The 15,106-nt window shown below is 65.5% G+C and carries 14 protein-coding genes; 2 read left to right on the plus strand and 12 right to left on the minus strand.

The annotated features are described in order from the left end of the window. Positions 1–35: 35 nt before the first annotated feature. The 5 genes from ACQ7JA_RS17055 to ACQ7JA_RS17075 form a co-directional block, all read right to left on the minus strand. Positions 36–518 (minus strand): NuoB/complex I 20 kDa subunit family protein, encoded by a 483-nt coding sequence (locus tag ACQ7JA_RS17055; RefSeq protein ID WP_430899865.1) that lies wholly within the window; start codon positions 516–518, stop codon positions 36–38. Between the two features lie 76 nt (positions 519–594). Continuing rightward, on the minus strand, positions 595–957 hold the full coding sequence (locus tag ACQ7JA_RS17060) for a helix-turn-helix domain-containing protein (protein WP_430899866.1): 363 nt from the start codon (positions 955–957) through the stop codon (positions 595–597). Positions 958–978: 21 nt separating this feature from the next. Continuing rightward, positions 979–2,187, minus strand: a complete 1,209-nt coding sequence (locus ACQ7JA_RS17065; protein WP_430899867.1) for an MFS transporter — start codon at positions 2,185–2,187, stop codon at positions 979–981. A gap of 33 nt (positions 2,188–2,220) precedes the next feature. Next, the gene (locus tag ACQ7JA_RS17070; RefSeq protein ID WP_430899869.1) at positions 2,221–2,727 is read right to left on the minus strand and encodes a GNAT family N-acetyltransferase; all 507 of its coding nucleotides are present in this window, start codon (positions 2,725–2,727) and stop codon (positions 2,221–2,223) included. Between the two features lie 154 nt (positions 2,728–2,881). Further along, the gene (locus ACQ7JA_RS17075; RefSeq protein ID WP_430899871.1) at positions 2,882–3,790 is read right to left on the minus strand and encodes an AraC family transcriptional regulator; all 909 of its coding nucleotides are present in this window, start codon (positions 3,788–3,790) and stop codon (positions 2,882–2,884) included. Positions 3,791–3,900: 110 nt separating this feature from the next. On the opposite strand from ACQ7JA_RS17075, the gene ACQ7JA_RS17080 reads away from it, so the two are divergent. Then, positions 3,901–4,644 carry an SDR family oxidoreductase gene (locus tag ACQ7JA_RS17080; RefSeq protein ID WP_430899873.1) on the plus strand — a complete coding sequence of 248 codons (744 nt, stop codon included), beginning with the start codon at positions 3,901–3,903 and terminating at the stop codon, positions 4,642–4,644. Positions 4,645–4,868: 224 nt separating this feature from the next. On the opposite strand, the gene ACQ7JA_RS17085 is transcribed toward ACQ7JA_RS17080, so the two are convergent. The 6 genes from ACQ7JA_RS17085 to ACQ7JA_RS17110 all read right to left on the minus strand — a co-directional run bounded on the left by ACQ7JA_RS17085 (position 4,869) and on the right by ACQ7JA_RS17110 (position 13,435). After that, positions 4,869–5,648 (minus strand): enoyl-CoA hydratase, encoded by a 780-nt coding sequence (locus ACQ7JA_RS17085; protein WP_430899875.1) that lies wholly within the window; start codon positions 5,646–5,648, stop codon positions 4,869–4,871. A gap of 112 nt (positions 5,649–5,760) precedes the next feature. Then, positions 5,761–6,957 carry an acetyl-CoA C-acyltransferase gene (locus ACQ7JA_RS17090; protein ID WP_430899877.1) on the minus strand — a complete coding sequence of 399 codons (1,197 nt, stop codon included), beginning with the start codon at positions 6,955–6,957 and terminating at the stop codon, positions 5,761–5,763. 26 nt (positions 6,958–6,983) lie between these two features. Further along, the gene (locus tag ACQ7JA_RS17095) at positions 6,984–9,380 is read right to left on the minus strand and encodes a 3-hydroxyacyl-CoA dehydrogenase/enoyl-CoA hydratase family protein (protein ID WP_430899879.1); all 2,397 of its coding nucleotides are present in this window, start codon (positions 9,378–9,380) and stop codon (positions 6,984–6,986) included. Positions 9,381–9,443: 63 nt separating this feature from the next. Next, the gene (locus tag ACQ7JA_RS17100) at positions 9,444–11,234 is read right to left on the minus strand and encodes an acyl-CoA dehydrogenase C-terminal domain-containing protein (RefSeq protein ID WP_430899881.1); all 1,791 of its coding nucleotides are present in this window, start codon (positions 11,232–11,234) and stop codon (positions 9,444–9,446) included. A 51-nt stretch (positions 11,235–11,285) separates the two neighbouring features. Next, a complete protein-coding gene (locus tag ACQ7JA_RS17105; protein WP_430899883.1) occupies positions 11,286–11,891 on the minus strand; it encodes a TetR/AcrR family transcriptional regulator in 606 nt (201 codons plus the stop codon). A 299-nt stretch (positions 11,892–12,190) separates the two neighbouring features. Then, positions 12,191–13,435 (minus strand): DUF819 domain-containing protein, encoded by a 1,245-nt coding sequence (locus tag ACQ7JA_RS17110; RefSeq protein WP_430899885.1) that lies wholly within the window; start codon positions 13,433–13,435, stop codon positions 12,191–12,193. A gap of 305 nt (positions 13,436–13,740) precedes the next feature. Between ACQ7JA_RS17110 and ACQ7JA_RS17115 the strand changes: the two genes are divergently transcribed. Beyond that, positions 13,741–14,613 carry a transposase gene (locus tag ACQ7JA_RS17115; protein ID WP_430899887.1) on the plus strand — a complete coding sequence of 291 codons (873 nt, stop codon included), beginning with the start codon at positions 13,741–13,743 and terminating at the stop codon, positions 14,611–14,613. A 109-nt stretch (positions 14,614–14,722) separates the two neighbouring features. On the opposite strand, the gene ACQ7JA_RS17120 is transcribed toward ACQ7JA_RS17115, so the two are convergent. After that, the gene (locus ACQ7JA_RS17120) at positions 14,723–15,106 is read right to left on the minus strand and encodes an RNA-binding S4 domain-containing protein (protein ID WP_430899889.1); all 384 of its coding nucleotides are present in this window, start codon (positions 15,104–15,106) and stop codon (positions 14,723–14,725) included.

Genomic DNA, 15,106 nt, shown 5'->3' on the forward strand with positions numbered 1-15,106 from the left:
GGAACTCGCGCCGCAGGTGTGCGCTTGTGCCCTGCTCAGCGCACGATCGTGTCCAGCCGCTCCACCTTGATCTTGCGCTGCAGCTGCAGGATCCCGTAGACCAGCGCTTCCGCGGTCGGCGGGCAGCCCGGGATGCAGACGTCGACCGGCACGATGCGGTCGCGGCCCCGCACCACCGAGTACGAGTAATGGTAGTAGCCGCCGCCGTTGGCGCAGAAGCCCATCGAGATGACGTCGCGCGGCTCGGGCGTCTGGTCGTCAACCTTGCGCAGCGCGGTGGCCATCTTGTTGGTCAGCGTGCCCGCGATGATCATCAGGTCGGCCTGGCGCGGACTGGCGCGCGGCACCATCCCGAAGCGGTCCATGTCGTAGCGCGCGGACGCCGCGTGCATCATCTCCACGGCGCAGCAGGCCAGGCCAAAGGACAGGTACCAGATGCTGTTGCCGCGCGCATGCGACAGCAGTTGGTCGACACGCGTGAGCAGGTAATGCTGGCCTTCCAGTACAAATTCATCCATCGTCGGCTCCTTCTGAAAACAGGAGCGACGATACGGACTCGCGCCCGCCCTGTCTTGTACCGACACGACATCGGCGCTAGCGCAGGAAGGAATCGAGCTCGTCGCGCCCGAAGGCCCAGAAACGGTAGCCGGAGGCTTCGTCGTCGCGGCTGGCCAGGAAGCGAGAGGGCGTGTCGCCGACGGACTGCCGGAAGTCGCGGCTGAAATGGGCCTGGTCGACATAGCCCGCTTCCAGCGCGGCCCCTGCCAGGCCGGGCCTGCCCTGTCCCTGCATCAGGATCGACAGGGCGCGGGCGAACCGGGCCAGCCGGCGGTAGTCGCGCAGGGCGACGCCGTGGTGCGCCAGGAAGCGGCGCTCGAACTGGCGCACGCCGAGGCCAAGCCCGTCGGCCAGCGCGCCGACCGGCATGAACAGGCGCTCGAAGGACAGTGGCGGCAATGCGAGCCGGCCCGGCCTATGCTAGCGCCGCGCCGATTCCATCCGCGGCAGCAGCACCGCGAGGATGCCCAGCAGCGGCAGGAAGGAGGCGAGCCGGTACACGTACTCGATGCCGGTGCTGTCGGCGATCGCGCCCATGACGGCGGCGCCGATGCCGCTGATGCCGAACATCAGGCCGAAGAACAGGCCCGCGATCATGCCGACCTTGCCAGGCACCAGCTCCTGCGCGAACACCACGATGGCGGAGAAGGCGGAGGACATCACCAGGCCGATGACCACCGACAGCACGGCGGTCCAGAACAGGTCCACGTAGGGCAGCGCCAGCGTGAACGGCGCCGCGCCGAGGATCGAGAACCAGATCACGCGCTTGCGACCGATACGGTCGCCGATCGGCCCGCCGGCAAAGGTGCCCGCCGCCACCGCGGCCAGGAAGAGGAAGAGATAGCCCTGGGCCGACTCCACCGGCACCTGGAACTTTTCGATCAGGTAGAAGGTGTAGTAGCTCGACAGGCTGGCCATGTAGATGTACTTCGAGAACACCAGCAGGGCCAGCACGGTGAGCGCCCACAGCACGCGTCCGCGCGACAGGCCCGGGCCAGCATGGACGGCGATCCTGCCGGTGGCCTTCTTCAGGTGGCCCGCGTACCAGCGGCTCACCTGGAACAGCACCGCCACCGCCAGCAGCACCAGCACCATCAGCCAGGCGATCCTCCCCTGCCCGCTGCCGACGATGATGGCCGCGGCCAGCAGCGGCCCGAAGGCCGAACCGAGGTTGCCGCCCACCTGGAACAGCGATTGCGCGAAGCCGAAGCGCCCGCCCGAGGCCAGGCGCGCCACGCGCGATGCTTCCGGGTGGAAGGTCGAGGACCCGACGCCGATCATGCCGGCCGCCAGCAGCAGCATGGCGAAGCTGCCCGCGGTCGCCAGCAGCGCGACACCCAGCAGGGTGATGCACATCCCGGCCGGCAGCAGGAAGGGAATCGGACGCTTGTCGGTGTATAGGCCGATCCAGGGCTGCAGCAGCGAGGCGGTGCACTGGAAGGTCAGCGTGATCAGCCCGATCTGGGTGAAGCTGAGCGCGAACTGGTCTTTCAGCAGCGGGTAGATCGCGGGCAGGACGGCCTGCACGCAGTCGTTGAGCAGGTGGACGAAGGCGACGGAGAAGAGGATCTGCATCACCGTGGCCGGCGGGGAAGCGCCGGCGGCGGCTTGGGGAGGCAATGTGGACATGGGACGGCCTGGGTGGAAAGCCGTCCCAGTGTACTACGCGGCGCCGACCCGCGCAGGCGCACAGTCTGCGGAGGAAGCCAGCGTCTTGACGAGCGCGTAGCGCGCGCCGCCCGGCGGGAAGCCCTCCAGCCTGGAACTGACGGTGTAGCCAAGCTTCTCGTAGAAGGCCAGCGCCTGGAAGCTCAGGGTCTCCAGGAAAACCTGGTTGCAGCCCCGGCGCAGCGCCTCCTCCTCCGCGGCGCGCAGGATGTCGCGGCCGATGCCCTGGCCGCGCAAGGCCTCGCCGATCCACAGCGCGTGCACCTGCAGCCAGCCGACATAGGTGTCGCCCACCAGGCCGCCCGCGACCCGACCCGCCCCGTCGCGCACCGTGACCACCAGCTCACGGGGTGTCGCGCCGCCGGTGTGGGCGGCGTTGAAGTCGATCAGGCCCTGGACGATCATGTTGGCGTCGCGGTAGTCGGCATGGGCTTCGACGGCCAGTACGTGGCCGCCTTCACGGAAGGTGGCTTCGCCGGATTCAGGATCGTTCGCTGTCATGTTTCATCCTTTTGAAAACGGGCGTCATTATGACCGGCAGCAGCTCGGATGGGCGTACGCGGGAACTCGCTTCCGCGCGGTCTGGGAGGCAAATATCCTTTGCCTCCCAGCCTGTTCATGCAAATTTCGTGTGCACCGTAAGTCGCCCGCCTGCTCAAGCGGCTTGCAGCGCATAGCGCGCCGGCGGCACGCCGACGTGGCGGGTGAACGCGACGCTGAAGGCGCTGGCCGAGCCGTAGCCGACCTGCTGCGCCACCTCGGCCACGCCACCGCCCCCCTTACGCAGCAGTCCGCGCGCCAGCGCCATGCGCCAGTTGAACAGGTAGGCCATCGGCGCCACCCCGAGCGCCCGGCTGAAGCGCTCGAAGAAAGAGGAACGCGACAGCGCCGCCTCCTGTGCCAGCGTCGCCACGGTCCAGGCCCTGGCCGGCTCCGCATGCAGGCGGCGCAGGGCCGGCGCCAGACGTTCGTCGGCCAGCCCGCGCAGCAGGCCGGGCGAAGACGCCACGCCGGCGCCGGTGCGCAGCGCTTCGATGAGGAGCACCTCCAGCAGCCTGGCCAGCAGGATGTCGCGCGCGGGCCGGGAGGCGCGGCACTCGTCGCCGACCAGCCGCACGATGGCGCCCAGGCGCGGGTCGCCGCGCACGTGGACCAGTTCCGGAAGGAGCGACACCAGCAACGCCGCGTCGGACGACCCGAAGCTGCAGTAGCCCACCAGCATACGGACATCGGCCGGTCCGTCCTGGATGCCGTGCCGGACCTCGCCGTCGCGCATGACCGGCGGCGCCGTCGCGGCGCCGGATGACGCGTCCCCTGCATCGGGAACAAGACTGGACATGGTGAAGTTGCGCGCCGAGGGAATCAGGATGAAGTCGTCCTGCGCGAGGATGATCGTCTCGCGGCCGTCCACGGCCAGGCGGCAGCCGCCCTCGAGGACCACGCAATAGAAGGGCCGGCCATATTCTTCGCGGCGCACGCGCCAGGGCCCTGCCCCGCTGACGAGTTTCGAGAACGGCGCCCCGGGCTGGAGCAACAGGACGAGTTCGGCAAAGGGATCGCTCATGTTCGGACGCTCGCGAATGAAAGGTGTACGTTCGATTATATCCAGTCCGGCTTGGCAGGCATATAGTGCTTCCATCCCACCACCACTGCCACCACTACAAGGAGCCAACCATGCCAACCGTTCTCATCACCGGATGCTCGTCCGGATTCGGCCTCGCCACCGCCCGCCTGTTCCTGGAACGCGGCTGGAACGTCGTCGCCACCATGCGCACCCCGCGTGCCGATCTGCTTCCCGCCTCGCAGAGGCTGCGCATCGTCGCGCTCGATGTCCTCGATCCGGAGAGCGTGCGGCAGGCTGTTGCGCAGAGCGGCCCCGTCGACGTCCTGGTCAACAATGCCGGCATCGGCCTGATGGGGGTGTTCGAATCTACCTCGATGGCGACAGTACGCGAGCTGTTCGACACCAACCTGCTGGGCGCCATGGCGATGACGCAGGCGGTGCTGCCGCAGTTCAGGGAACGCGGCGCCGGCGTGATCGTCAACGTGTCCTCCGCCACCACCTACAAGGCGCTGCCGATGCTGGCCGCCTACACGGCGAGCAAGGCTGCGTTGAATGCCTGGACCGCATCGCTGGCGCTCGAGCTGGAGGCGATCGGCGTGCGCGCCCGCCTGGTACTGCCGGGCCGCTCGCCCGAGACGCCCTTCGGCCGCAGTGCCCAGCAGCGCATGCAGGCCGGCGCGCCCGAAGCCTACTCCGGTTTCGTCGAAAAGGTATTCGCCGGCCGCAGCGGCGATGGAACGGTCACATATGCCCTCGACGTCGCCGAGGCTGTGTGGCGGGCCTCGACCGACGCCAGTGCGCCGTTCTCCGTCCCGGCCGGCGCCGACGCGGAGGCGATGGCCGCGCATGCGTGACATACGCGCCGGCGTTCAGGGACCGGCGCCTGCGGAGCCCCAGGGTCCTCCGCCTCCATCACGATCCACATCGTCCGAGCCGGAGTTGACGGCGGTTGGTGCATCGTGCAGACGGTCCTTGGGCAAGAGCGAAGACCCGGCCGTGGCGCGCATGACCGGGGAACTGCTGCTGCGCTAATACGAGGTCAAGCGCCGGCGCTGAGCAGGCAGGCGCCTGCCCTGCTTCAGTCGAACTTTGAGAAGTCCGGCTTGCGCTTTTCAAAAAAGGCGGTGAACGCCTCCTTCGCTTCCGGCGCCAGCAGCATGGCGGCGAAGCGCTCGTTCTCGGCCGCGATCGCGCCTTCGATGGCCTCGATGCGCGGACGCTTCATCAGCGCCTTGGTGGTGCGGATCGAGGCGGCCGGCAGTGCGACCAGCTTGGCGGCCTGCTGTTCGGCGTAGGCGCGCAGTTCCGCGGCCGGCAGCACGCGGGTGATGAGGCCCATTTCGAAGGCTTCCTGGGCGCCGAAGGCTTCGCCCAGCAGCAGCTTCTCGGCCGCGCGCGGGTAGCCGGCCAGTTGCGGCAGCAGCAGCGAGGACGCGAATTCCGGGCACAGGCCGAGCTGGGTGAACGGCACCGAGAACTTGGCGTTGTCGGCGGCGTAGACCAGGTCGCAGTGCATCAGCATGGTGGTGCCGATGCCAATCGCCGCGCCGGCCACTGCGGCGATCACGGGCTTGGTCGAGCCGTGCAGGGCGCGCATGAACTGGAATACCGGGCGGGCTTCGGCGGGCACGCCGGGCACCGGGGCCGAGTTCTTCATGAAGTCGTCGAGGTCGTTCCCGGCGGTGAAGATCTCGGGCTTGCCGGCGATGAGGATGGCGCGTACGGCGGTGTCGCTTTCCGCCTCGACGAGGGCGTCAGCCATCGACTGGTACATCGCGGCGGTGATGGCGTTCTTGCGCTCGAGGCGGTTGAATTCGATGGTCAGGAGGCCGTTGGCCTTGGTGATCAGCATGTCCATGTCTGGAGTCTCCCGTTTATTCTGAGTCTGGTTGGACGCGTGGGCGGGAGACCCGCCCACCCTACGAAGGGCTCGCGGTTCTCCCGCCCACGCGGTACTGCTTACCTGATGCTTAGACGCGTTCGATGATACCTGCCGCGCCCATGCCGGCGCCGACGCACATCGTCACCATGCCGTACTTCAGGTTGTTGCGGCGCAGTGCGTGCACGACGGTCGCGGCGCGGATGGCGCCGGTCGCGCCCAGCGGGTGGCCCAGGGCGATCGCGCCGCCCATCGGGTTCACTTTAGAGGTGTCGAGGCCGAGGTCGCGGATCACGGCCAGCGCCTGTGCGGCGAAGGCTTCGTTCAGCTCGATCCAGTCCAGCTGGTCCTGGGTGATGCCGGCCGCTGCCAGTGCGGCAGGGATGGCGACCTTCGGGCCGATGCCCATGATCTCCGGCGGCACACCGCGCACGGCGAAGGAGGAGAACTTGGCCAGCGGGGTCAGGTTGTGCTCCTTCAGGATCTTCTCGCTGACGACGATCAGCGCGCCGGCGCCGTCCGACATCTGCGAGGAGGTCGCGGCGGTCACCGAGCCCTTGGCGGCGAACACCGGCTTGAGCTTGGCCATGCCTTCCATCGAGGCGTCGGCGCGCGGGCCTTCGTCCAGGTCGACGGTGCGGCGCTTCACGGTGATCTCACCGGTGGCCAGGTTCGGCGTGCGGGTGACGATTTCGACCGGGGTGATCTCGTCCTTGAAGAAGCCGGCCTGCTGGGCGGCGATGGCGCGGCGGTGCGATTCCAGGCCGAAGGCGTCCTGGTCTTCGCGCGACACCTTCCACTGCTCGGCCACCTTCTCGGCGGTCAGGCCCATGCCGTAGGCCAGGCCCACGTTCTCGTCCTTGAAGGTCTCCATATTGATCGACGGGTGGTGGCCCATCATCGGGACCATCGACATCGACTCGACGCCGCCGGCGATCATCACGTCGGCTTCGCCCACGCGGATGCGGTCGGCCGCCATCGCCAGGGCGGTAATGCCCGAGGCGCAGTAGCGGTTGACGGTGACGCCGCCGACGGTGTTCGGCAGGCCCGCCAGCACCACGGCGTTACGCGCCACGTTGAAGCCCTGCTCCGCTTCCGGGAAGGAGCAGCCGACGATGGCGTCGACGATCAGGGCCGGGTCCAGGTTCGGCACGGCGGCCATGGCGCCGCGGATGGCGTGCACCAGCAGGTCGTCCGGGCGGGTCTTGTTGAAGAAGCCGCGCGGCGCCTTGCCGATCGGGGTGCGGGTCGCTGCGACGATGTATGCGTCTTGAAGTTGTTTGCTCATGATTGTTCGTCCTGTTCTGTCGTCGCTTAGTTACGGACCGGCTTACCGTTCTGCATCATGCCCATGATGCGTTCCTGGGTCTTCGGATTGGCCAGCAGCGCGATGAAGGCCTTGCGCTCCATGTCGAGCAGCCACTGCTCGGACACGACGCTGCCCTGGTCGATGTCGCCGCCGGTCACGATCTCGGCGATGGTGTCGCCCAGGTGGTAGTCGTAGGCCGAGATGAAGCCGCCGTCACGCATATTGACCAGCTGGCCGCGGATCGTCGCCCAGCCGTAGCGGCCGGTCACGGTGACCGGGCGGCGCGCCGGGGCGCGGTAGCCGGCGTCGAACATGGCGCGCGCGGTGGTCTTCGCCACGTGCAGCAGTTCGTACGGGTTGAAGACGATGACGTCGTCTTCCTTCAGGTAGCCCATGGCCTTCGCTTCCAGGGCCGACTTCGACACCTGCGCGGTGGCCGCGTTGGTGAAGCCGGTCTTCAGGAATTGCAGGATGTCGTTGCCCTTGGCTTCGGTGAAGGCGCGCACCGCCGCTTCCTTCAGGCCGCCGCCGGCCGGCACCAGGCCGACGCCCACTTCGACCAGGCCGATGTAGGACTCGATCGAGGCGACGCGCTTCGATGCGTGCAGGGCCATCTCGCAGCCGCCGCCCAGCGCCAGGCCCGCGACAGCGGCGACCACCGGGATGTTCGAGTACTTCATCTGCATGAATACGTCCTGCAGCTGGCGCACCATCGGCTCCATCGCCTTGGCGCCGCCCATCATGAAGGCCGGCAGGGCCGACTGCAGGTCGGCGCCGGCCGAGAAGGCGCCGCCTTCGGCCGCGTCGGTATTCCAGATCACCAGGCCCTTGTAGCCCTTCTCCGCCTCGGCCATGCCGCGCTGCAGGCCCTTCACCACACCTTCGCCGATGACGTGCATCTTGGTCTTGAGCGAGATGACGAGCACGTCGTCGCCCGAGTGCCACAGGCGCACCGAGTCGTCCTCGAACACGGTGGTGCCGGCAGTCTTCGGATCGACCGAGGTCGAACCCAGGACCGGTGCGCGGAACTGCTGGCGCTGGTACACCGGCAGGTCGGATGCCGGCACGTAGGCGTTCTTCGAAGCCGAGTACGAACCTTCGGCGGTGTGCACGCCTTTTTCGGCGACCTGGCCTTCGAAGACCCAGGCTGGCAGCGGTGCGTTGGTCAGCGCCTTGCCGGCGTCGATGTCTTCCTTCACCCACTGGGCGATCTGGGTCCAGCCTGCGGCTTGCCAGGTCTCGAACGGACCGACGCTCCAGCCGAAGCCCCAGCGCATCGCGAAGTCGACGTCGCGCGCGTTGTCGGCGATGCTGTCGAGGTGGAAGGCGATGTAGTGGAAGGCGTCGCGGAAGATCGCCCACAGGAACTGCGCCTGCGGGTTGGTCGATTCGCGCATGGCCTTGAACTTCTTGACCGGGTCCTTTTCCTTCAGGATGCGGGCGACGATGTCGGCCGCCTTGGCGCCGCCGGCGACGTATTCGCCGGTGGCGAAGTCGAGGCGCTGGATCTCCTTGCCGACCTTCTTGTAGAAGCCGGCGCCGGCCTTCTGGCCCAGGGCGCCCTTCTCGATCAGCTTGGCCAGCACGTCAGGGGTCTTGTAGACGCCGAAGAACGGGTCGTCGGCCAAGTTGTCCTGCATGGTCTTGATGACGTGGCCCATGGTGTCCAGGCCCACGACGTCGGCGGTGCGGAAGGTGCCGGATTTCGCGCGGCCCAGCTTGGCGCCGGTCAGGTCGTCGACCACGTCCACCGACAGGCCGAACTTCTCGGCTTCGTGGATGGTGGCCAGCATGCCGAAGATGCCGACACGGTTGGCGATGAAGTTCGGGGTGTCTTTCGCGCGCACCACGCCCTTGCCCAGGGTCGAGGTCAGGAAGGTTTCCAGCTGGTCGAGGATTTCAGGACGGGTGCTGGTGGTCGGGATCAGTTCGACCAGGTGCATGTAGCGCGGCGGGTTGAAGAAGTGGACGCCGCAGAAACGCGCCTTCAGTTCTTCGTCGAAGCCTTCGGCCAGCTTGTTGATCGACAGGCCCGAGGTGTTCGACGCGAAGATCGCGTTCGGGGCGATGTGCGGCGCGACCTTCTTGTACAGGTCGTGTTTCCAGTCCATGCGCTCGGCGATGGCTTCGATGATCAGGTCGCACCCAAGCAGCACGTCGAGGTTGTCCTCGTAGTTGGCGACTTCGATCAGGGCCGCGTCTTCCTTGTTGCCCAGCGGGGCCGGCGACAGCTTCTTGAGGTTCTCGATGGCGCGCAGGACGATGCCGTTCTTCGGACCTTCCTTTGCGGGCAGGTCGAACAGCACGACCGGCACCTTGGCGTTCACGCAGTGCGCAGCGATCTGCGCGCCCATCACGCCGGCGCCCAGCACGGCGACTTTCTTCACGATGAAATTGGACATTGATGTATTCCTTGGATGTGTCGTCGCCCCCGCGTTCCCTGCGGGGGCGACGTGATGGGAGTGTTAGAACAGGTCTGCGTCCATGGCCAGCAGGTTCGCCGAACCCGAACGTGCCTGGCGGATCAGCATCGCGGTTTCCGGGTACAGGCGGGCGAAGTAGAAGCGCGCGGTGTGCAGCTTGGCCGCATAAAACTTGTCGCCGGAATCCTGCTTGGCCAGCGCGATCTTCGCCATCTGGGCGAAGAAGTAGCTGAACACCAGGTGGCCCACGACGCGCAGGTAAGGCACGGCGGCGGCGCCGACTTCGTCCGGGTTCTGGAAGGCCTTCATGCCGATTTCCATGGTCAGCTTGGTGACCTTCTCGCCCAGTTCGCCCAGCGGGGTCACGAATTCGGACATCGACTCGTCCAGGCCGTTCTCTTCGACGAAGTTCTTGATCTTTTCGCCGAAGGCGCGCAGCTTGGCGCCGTTGTCCATCAGGATCTTACGGCCCAGCAGGTCCAGCGACTGCACGGTGTTGGTGCCTTCGTAGATCATGTTGATGCGGGCGTCGCGCACGTACTGCTCCATGCCCCACTCGCTGATGTAGCCGTGGCCGCCGTAGACCTGCATCGCTTCCGAGGTCGCGATCCAGCCGTTGTCGGTGATGAAGGCCTTGACGATCGGGGTCAGCAGCGCGACTTCGCCGGCGGCTTCCTTGCGCACTTCCTCGTCCGGGTGGTTCAGTTCACGGTCGATCTGCAGCGCGATGTAGGAGGTCAGCGCGCGTGCGCCTTCGGCGAAGGCCTTGGCGGTCAGCAGCATGCGGCGCACGTCCGGATGCACGATGATCGGGTCGGCAGGCTTGTCCGGCGCCTTGGGGCCCGACAGCGAACGCATCTGGATGCGGTCCTTCGCATACACCAGCGCATTTTGATAAGCGACTTCGGTCAGGCCCAGCGACTGCATGCCGACACCCAGGCGGGCGGCGTTCATGAACACGAACATCGCCTGCAGGCCCTTGTGCGGCTGGCCGATCAGGGTGCCGATGGCGCCGTCCAGGTTCATCTGGCAGGTGGCGTTGCCGTGGATGCCCATCTTCTCTTCGATGGCGCCGCAGGCGATGCCGTTGCGCTCACCGACGGAACCGTCGGCATTGACCTTGAATTTCGGGACCAGGAACAGCGAGATGCCCTTCGAGCCTTCCGGTGCGTCCGGCAGGCGCGCCAGCACCAGGTGGACGATGTTCTCAGCCATGTCGTGTTCGCCGGCCGAGATGAAGATTTTCGAGCCGCTGATGGCATAGGTGCCGTCGGCTTGCGGTTCGGCCTTCGAACGCAGCAGGCCCAGGTCGGTGCCGCAGTGCGCTTCGGTCAGGCACATGGTGCCGGTCCACTCGCCCGAGACCAGCTTCGGCAGGTACAGCTTCTTCTGCTCGTCGGTGCCGTGCTCCTTCAGGCACTCGTAGGCGCCGTGCGACAGGCCCGGGTACATGGTCCATGCCTGGTTCGAGGAGTTCAGCATCTCGTAGAACGAGTTGTTCAGCGAGACCGGCAGGCCCTGGCCGCCGTATTCCGGATCGCATGCCAGGGCGGCCCAGCCGCCCTCGACATACTGTTTATACGCTTCCTTGAAACCCTTCGGAGTGGTCACCGACTTGGTGGACGCGTCGAAAGTGCAGCCTTCGCGGTCGCCCGAGTGGTTCAGGGGGAACAGCACTTCCTGCGTGAACTTTGCACCTTCTTCCAGCACCTGGTTGATGATGTCGGCGTCGATTTCCTGGTAGGCAGGCAGGTTCTTGAACTCTTCGCTGACGTTGAGGAATTCGTGCAGAACGAACTGCATATCCCGGATTGGCGCGACGTACTGACCCATGGTTTTCTCCTGAACGAAGGTAAAAGTGTGTTTATCTAGACTGACGGTGCGTTATTGCGCCGGCGTGGATGGATTGCGATAGTTTTCGATCAGCCGCTCGAAGCCGCGGCGCGCCCGGTCGACGGAACCGGGCATGCGCAGGAAGCGCGCGTCATGGTGCAGGGCCAGGATCAGCCCGTACATTTCGTACACCAGCTGGTCGGCGTCGGTGCCGGCACGCAGGTGGCCGACATCGATGGCCTGGCGCGCGGCACGCTGCAGTGCGCCCTGCCAGGCCTGCACCATCTTGACCAGCTCCTCGCGGATCGGGCCCGGACGGTCGTCGTACTCGACGGCGCCGCTGATGTAGATGCAGCCCGACGCGATCTCGACCGACACGCGTTCGAGCCAGCGGTCGAACATCGACTGCAGGCGCGGCAGGCCGCGCGGCTCGCGCACGCTCGGGAAGAACACTTCCTGCTCGAAGCGGTGGTGGTAGAGCTTGACCACTTCCAGCTGCAGGTCTTCGCGCGAACCGAAATGCGCGAACACGCCGGACTTGGACATGTTCATCCGGTCGGCCAGCAGGCCGATGGTCAGGCCCTCGAGGCCATCGCGGCTGGACAGCTCGAGCGCCACGTCCAGGATCGCTGCCCGCGTGAGTTCGCCCTTGCGCATGAATTTGGCTGAAGTAGTAATGACTGCCCCTGAATCGAAAAAATCCGAACGCTCGTACTATTATCTACCAGAGTTGAAATGTCAAACGGGAACTTAGAGGCGAGATTCTATTGATGCAAAACAACGGCAGGAGGAGAAAACCGCCTGCTGGACGCTCCCGGCCGGATGCAGCCCGGACAACGTTGTCGCAGATGTAAAAATACCCCATTTTGGGGCGCTGTGGCGTACGCGGGTGGCAAGCAAGCCAAGAACTTGCAAGAAATTTGCTTGCCATCCCGCCCTGAGCCCGCTTCGTCGCTTCAGCTCGCCAACGCCCGCAGCGCCAGGCCGGTGATATAGGCGCCATAGGTACCGAGCGCATAACCGAGCACCGCCAGCAGCACGCCGACCGGCGCCAGCGCCGGATGGAAGGCGCTGGCCACGACCGGGGCCGAAGCCGCGCCGCCGACGTTGGCCTGGGAACCGACCGCCATGAAGAACAGGGGTGCGCGGATCAGCTTGGCCATCAGGAGCAGCAAGCCGCCATGCACGGCAATCCAGATCAGGCCCAGGGCGAACAGCCAGGGACGGTCGAGCAGCGCGCTCAGGTCCATCTGCATGCCGATCGTCGCCACCAGCACGTAGAGCATGGCCGAGCCGATGGTCGAGGCCCCGGCGCCTTCCAGGCCGCGTGCCGGCGTAAAGCTGAGCAGCAGGCCAAGGGTGGTGGCGAACACCACCATCCAGAAGAAGGACGAGGTCAGGCTGTAATCCTTCAGGCGCCACTCTTGGGGAAGGCTGCCGATCCATTCGACCACCGGCCCGGTCAGCGCGTGCGAAAGGCCGGTCACGCCGATACCGACCGCCAGGATGACCATCACGTCGGTCAGGGTCGGCATGCGCGCATGCGCCGCCTGGTAGGTTTCGATGCGCGCCTTCAGGGCATTGATGGCGCTCAGGTCGGCGCCGGTCCAGCGGTCGAAGGCCTGGGCGCGGCCCGCCAGGAACAGCAGCACGGCCGTCCACACATTGGCCACCAATACATCGACCGCGACAAATTGCCCGAATACATTGGCATCGACCTCGAACACCTCTTTCATGGCGGCCTGGTTGGCGCCGCCGCCGATCCAGGCGCCGGTGATGGTGGTCATGCCGCGCCAGGTTTCCCCCGCCACGGTCTCCGGATGAATCACGCGCATCACTTCGAAGGACACCAGCGCCCCCAGCATGATGCCGACAGTCCCCGTCAGGAACATGACGACCGCCTTCGGTCCGAGCCGGACGATGGCGCCGAAGTCGATCGCGACGCACAGCAGGACCAGGGCGCTGGGCAACAGGTAGTCGCGGGCCACCGGATACAGCTTCGACAGGCTGCCATCGATGACACCCAGCGTGTTCAGGATGGCCGGCAGCAGGTAGCACAGCAGCAGTGCCGGTACGTAGGTATAAAAGGACTTCCAGAAACCCGCAGGGCGGGAAGCGGTCCAGAAGACCAGGCCGAGGATGGCTGCGAGAATGCCGAGCACGACGGCATCATTGGTAACGAGTGGAGCGACTTCTTGCATGGATAAGCGCCTGGAAGAGTGAGCCAGGCACCCACGGCCGCGCGGCATACCTGGCAGAAGCCTTGCGGCCAGAAAATCCGCATTCTACCTTCCAACCACAGAGATACCGAAAACCTGGGTGTCAGGTCTGACATTCAGACACGATCTCAACCGTATTGCACTTTCGTCCAACCGCTTGCGAAAACCTGGGTGTCAGGTCTGACATTCAGACACGATCTCAACCGTAGTGCACTTTCGTCCAACCGCTTGAAGCGGCCAAACGTCTTCCCGGTGCGGGCCTGCGCCATCTCATCCTGAACAAAAATATGTTCAGTACCTTTACCGGCATGACAAGACCACTCCGACTCGAATTCCCTGGCGCTCTTTACCATGTTACATCACGAGGCAATCGAGGCAATCCAATCTATCGCCACGATGCTGACCGCTACGCATGGCTGAATATTCTTGATCAAGTGTGCAAGCGACACCGCTTCGTCATCCATAGCTTCTGCCAGATGACGAATCATTACCATTTGCTGATCGAAACCGAGGAAGCAAATCTGTCCCGGGGCATGCGCCAGCTGAACGGGCATTACTCGCAGCTGTTCAGTCGCCGATATGAGCTCGTCGGCCATCTTTTCCAGGGACGCTACAAAGCCATCCTGGTGCAGAAAGAAAGCCATCTCCTGGAAGTAAGCCGCTACATCGTGTTGAATCCGCTGCGCGCCGGCATGGTTTCATCGCTGGACGAGTGGCCCTGGACCAGCCATCACTACCTCATCGGAGCGCGCCATCCGCCCGAGTGGTTCAAGCGTGACTGGCTGCTCAGTCGATTCGGCACGACGCAGGCCGATGCCATTGCGGCCTACCACGGTTTTGTCCAGGCAGGCCTCGGTCAGGCGAGTCCGCTTGCCGACACCCGTCACGGAGTCCTGCTTGGAGACGACGACTTTGTTTCGGCACACCAGCAGTTGCACTCGGCCGAAGAGTTTGCCGAGGCAGCCAGGATCGAGCGGCAGGCGGTCACCATGACGCTGGCCGATTACCAGGCCAGATACGCCGACAGAGATGAAGCGATGGCCCGGGCCTACCTGTCGACGGCCTTCACGATGCCGCACATTGCAAAGGCTTTCGAGGTATCAACCAGGACGGTCAGCCGCGCGGTTGCTGCGTTTGAAAGGCTAATACAGCAGGCTTAAAGTCGAGCTCGTGTCCGAATGTCAGACCTGACACCGAGGTTGATAAAGCAGGCTTAAAGTCGAGCTCGTGTCTGAATGTCAGACCTGACACCGAGGGGTTGGGGGTGGCCTATTCGTCCGTGATGCGGCTGATCGCGCGGCGGTCGCGCTTGGTCGGGCGGCCCTTGATGTCGAGGCTGGGCTCGGGGAACAGGCGGCGCGCGGTCTTGTCGTTTTCGCGCTTGGCGATGCTCTCGTCGGTTTCGAAGTAGAGGGTGCGGGCCACCGGCGCGGGGCCGCGGGCGTCCGAGAGCGCGGCGACGATGACTTCCCAGCGGTCGGAGCCGTTATCGATGAGCAGCTTGTCGTTGACCTTCACATTGCGCGCGGGCTTGACGGGTTCGCCGTCGATGCGCACGCGGCCGCGGTCGATCGCGTCGGTGGCCAGCGAGCGCGTCTTGAAGAAGCGCGCCGCCCACAGCCATTTGTCGATTCGTACGTTCTTGTCTTCCAT

The organism is Massilia sp. BKSP1R2A-1, from assembly GCF_050586525.1.
Lineage (GTDB): Bacteria > Pseudomonadota > Gammaproteobacteria > Burkholderiales > Burkholderiaceae_D > Telluria.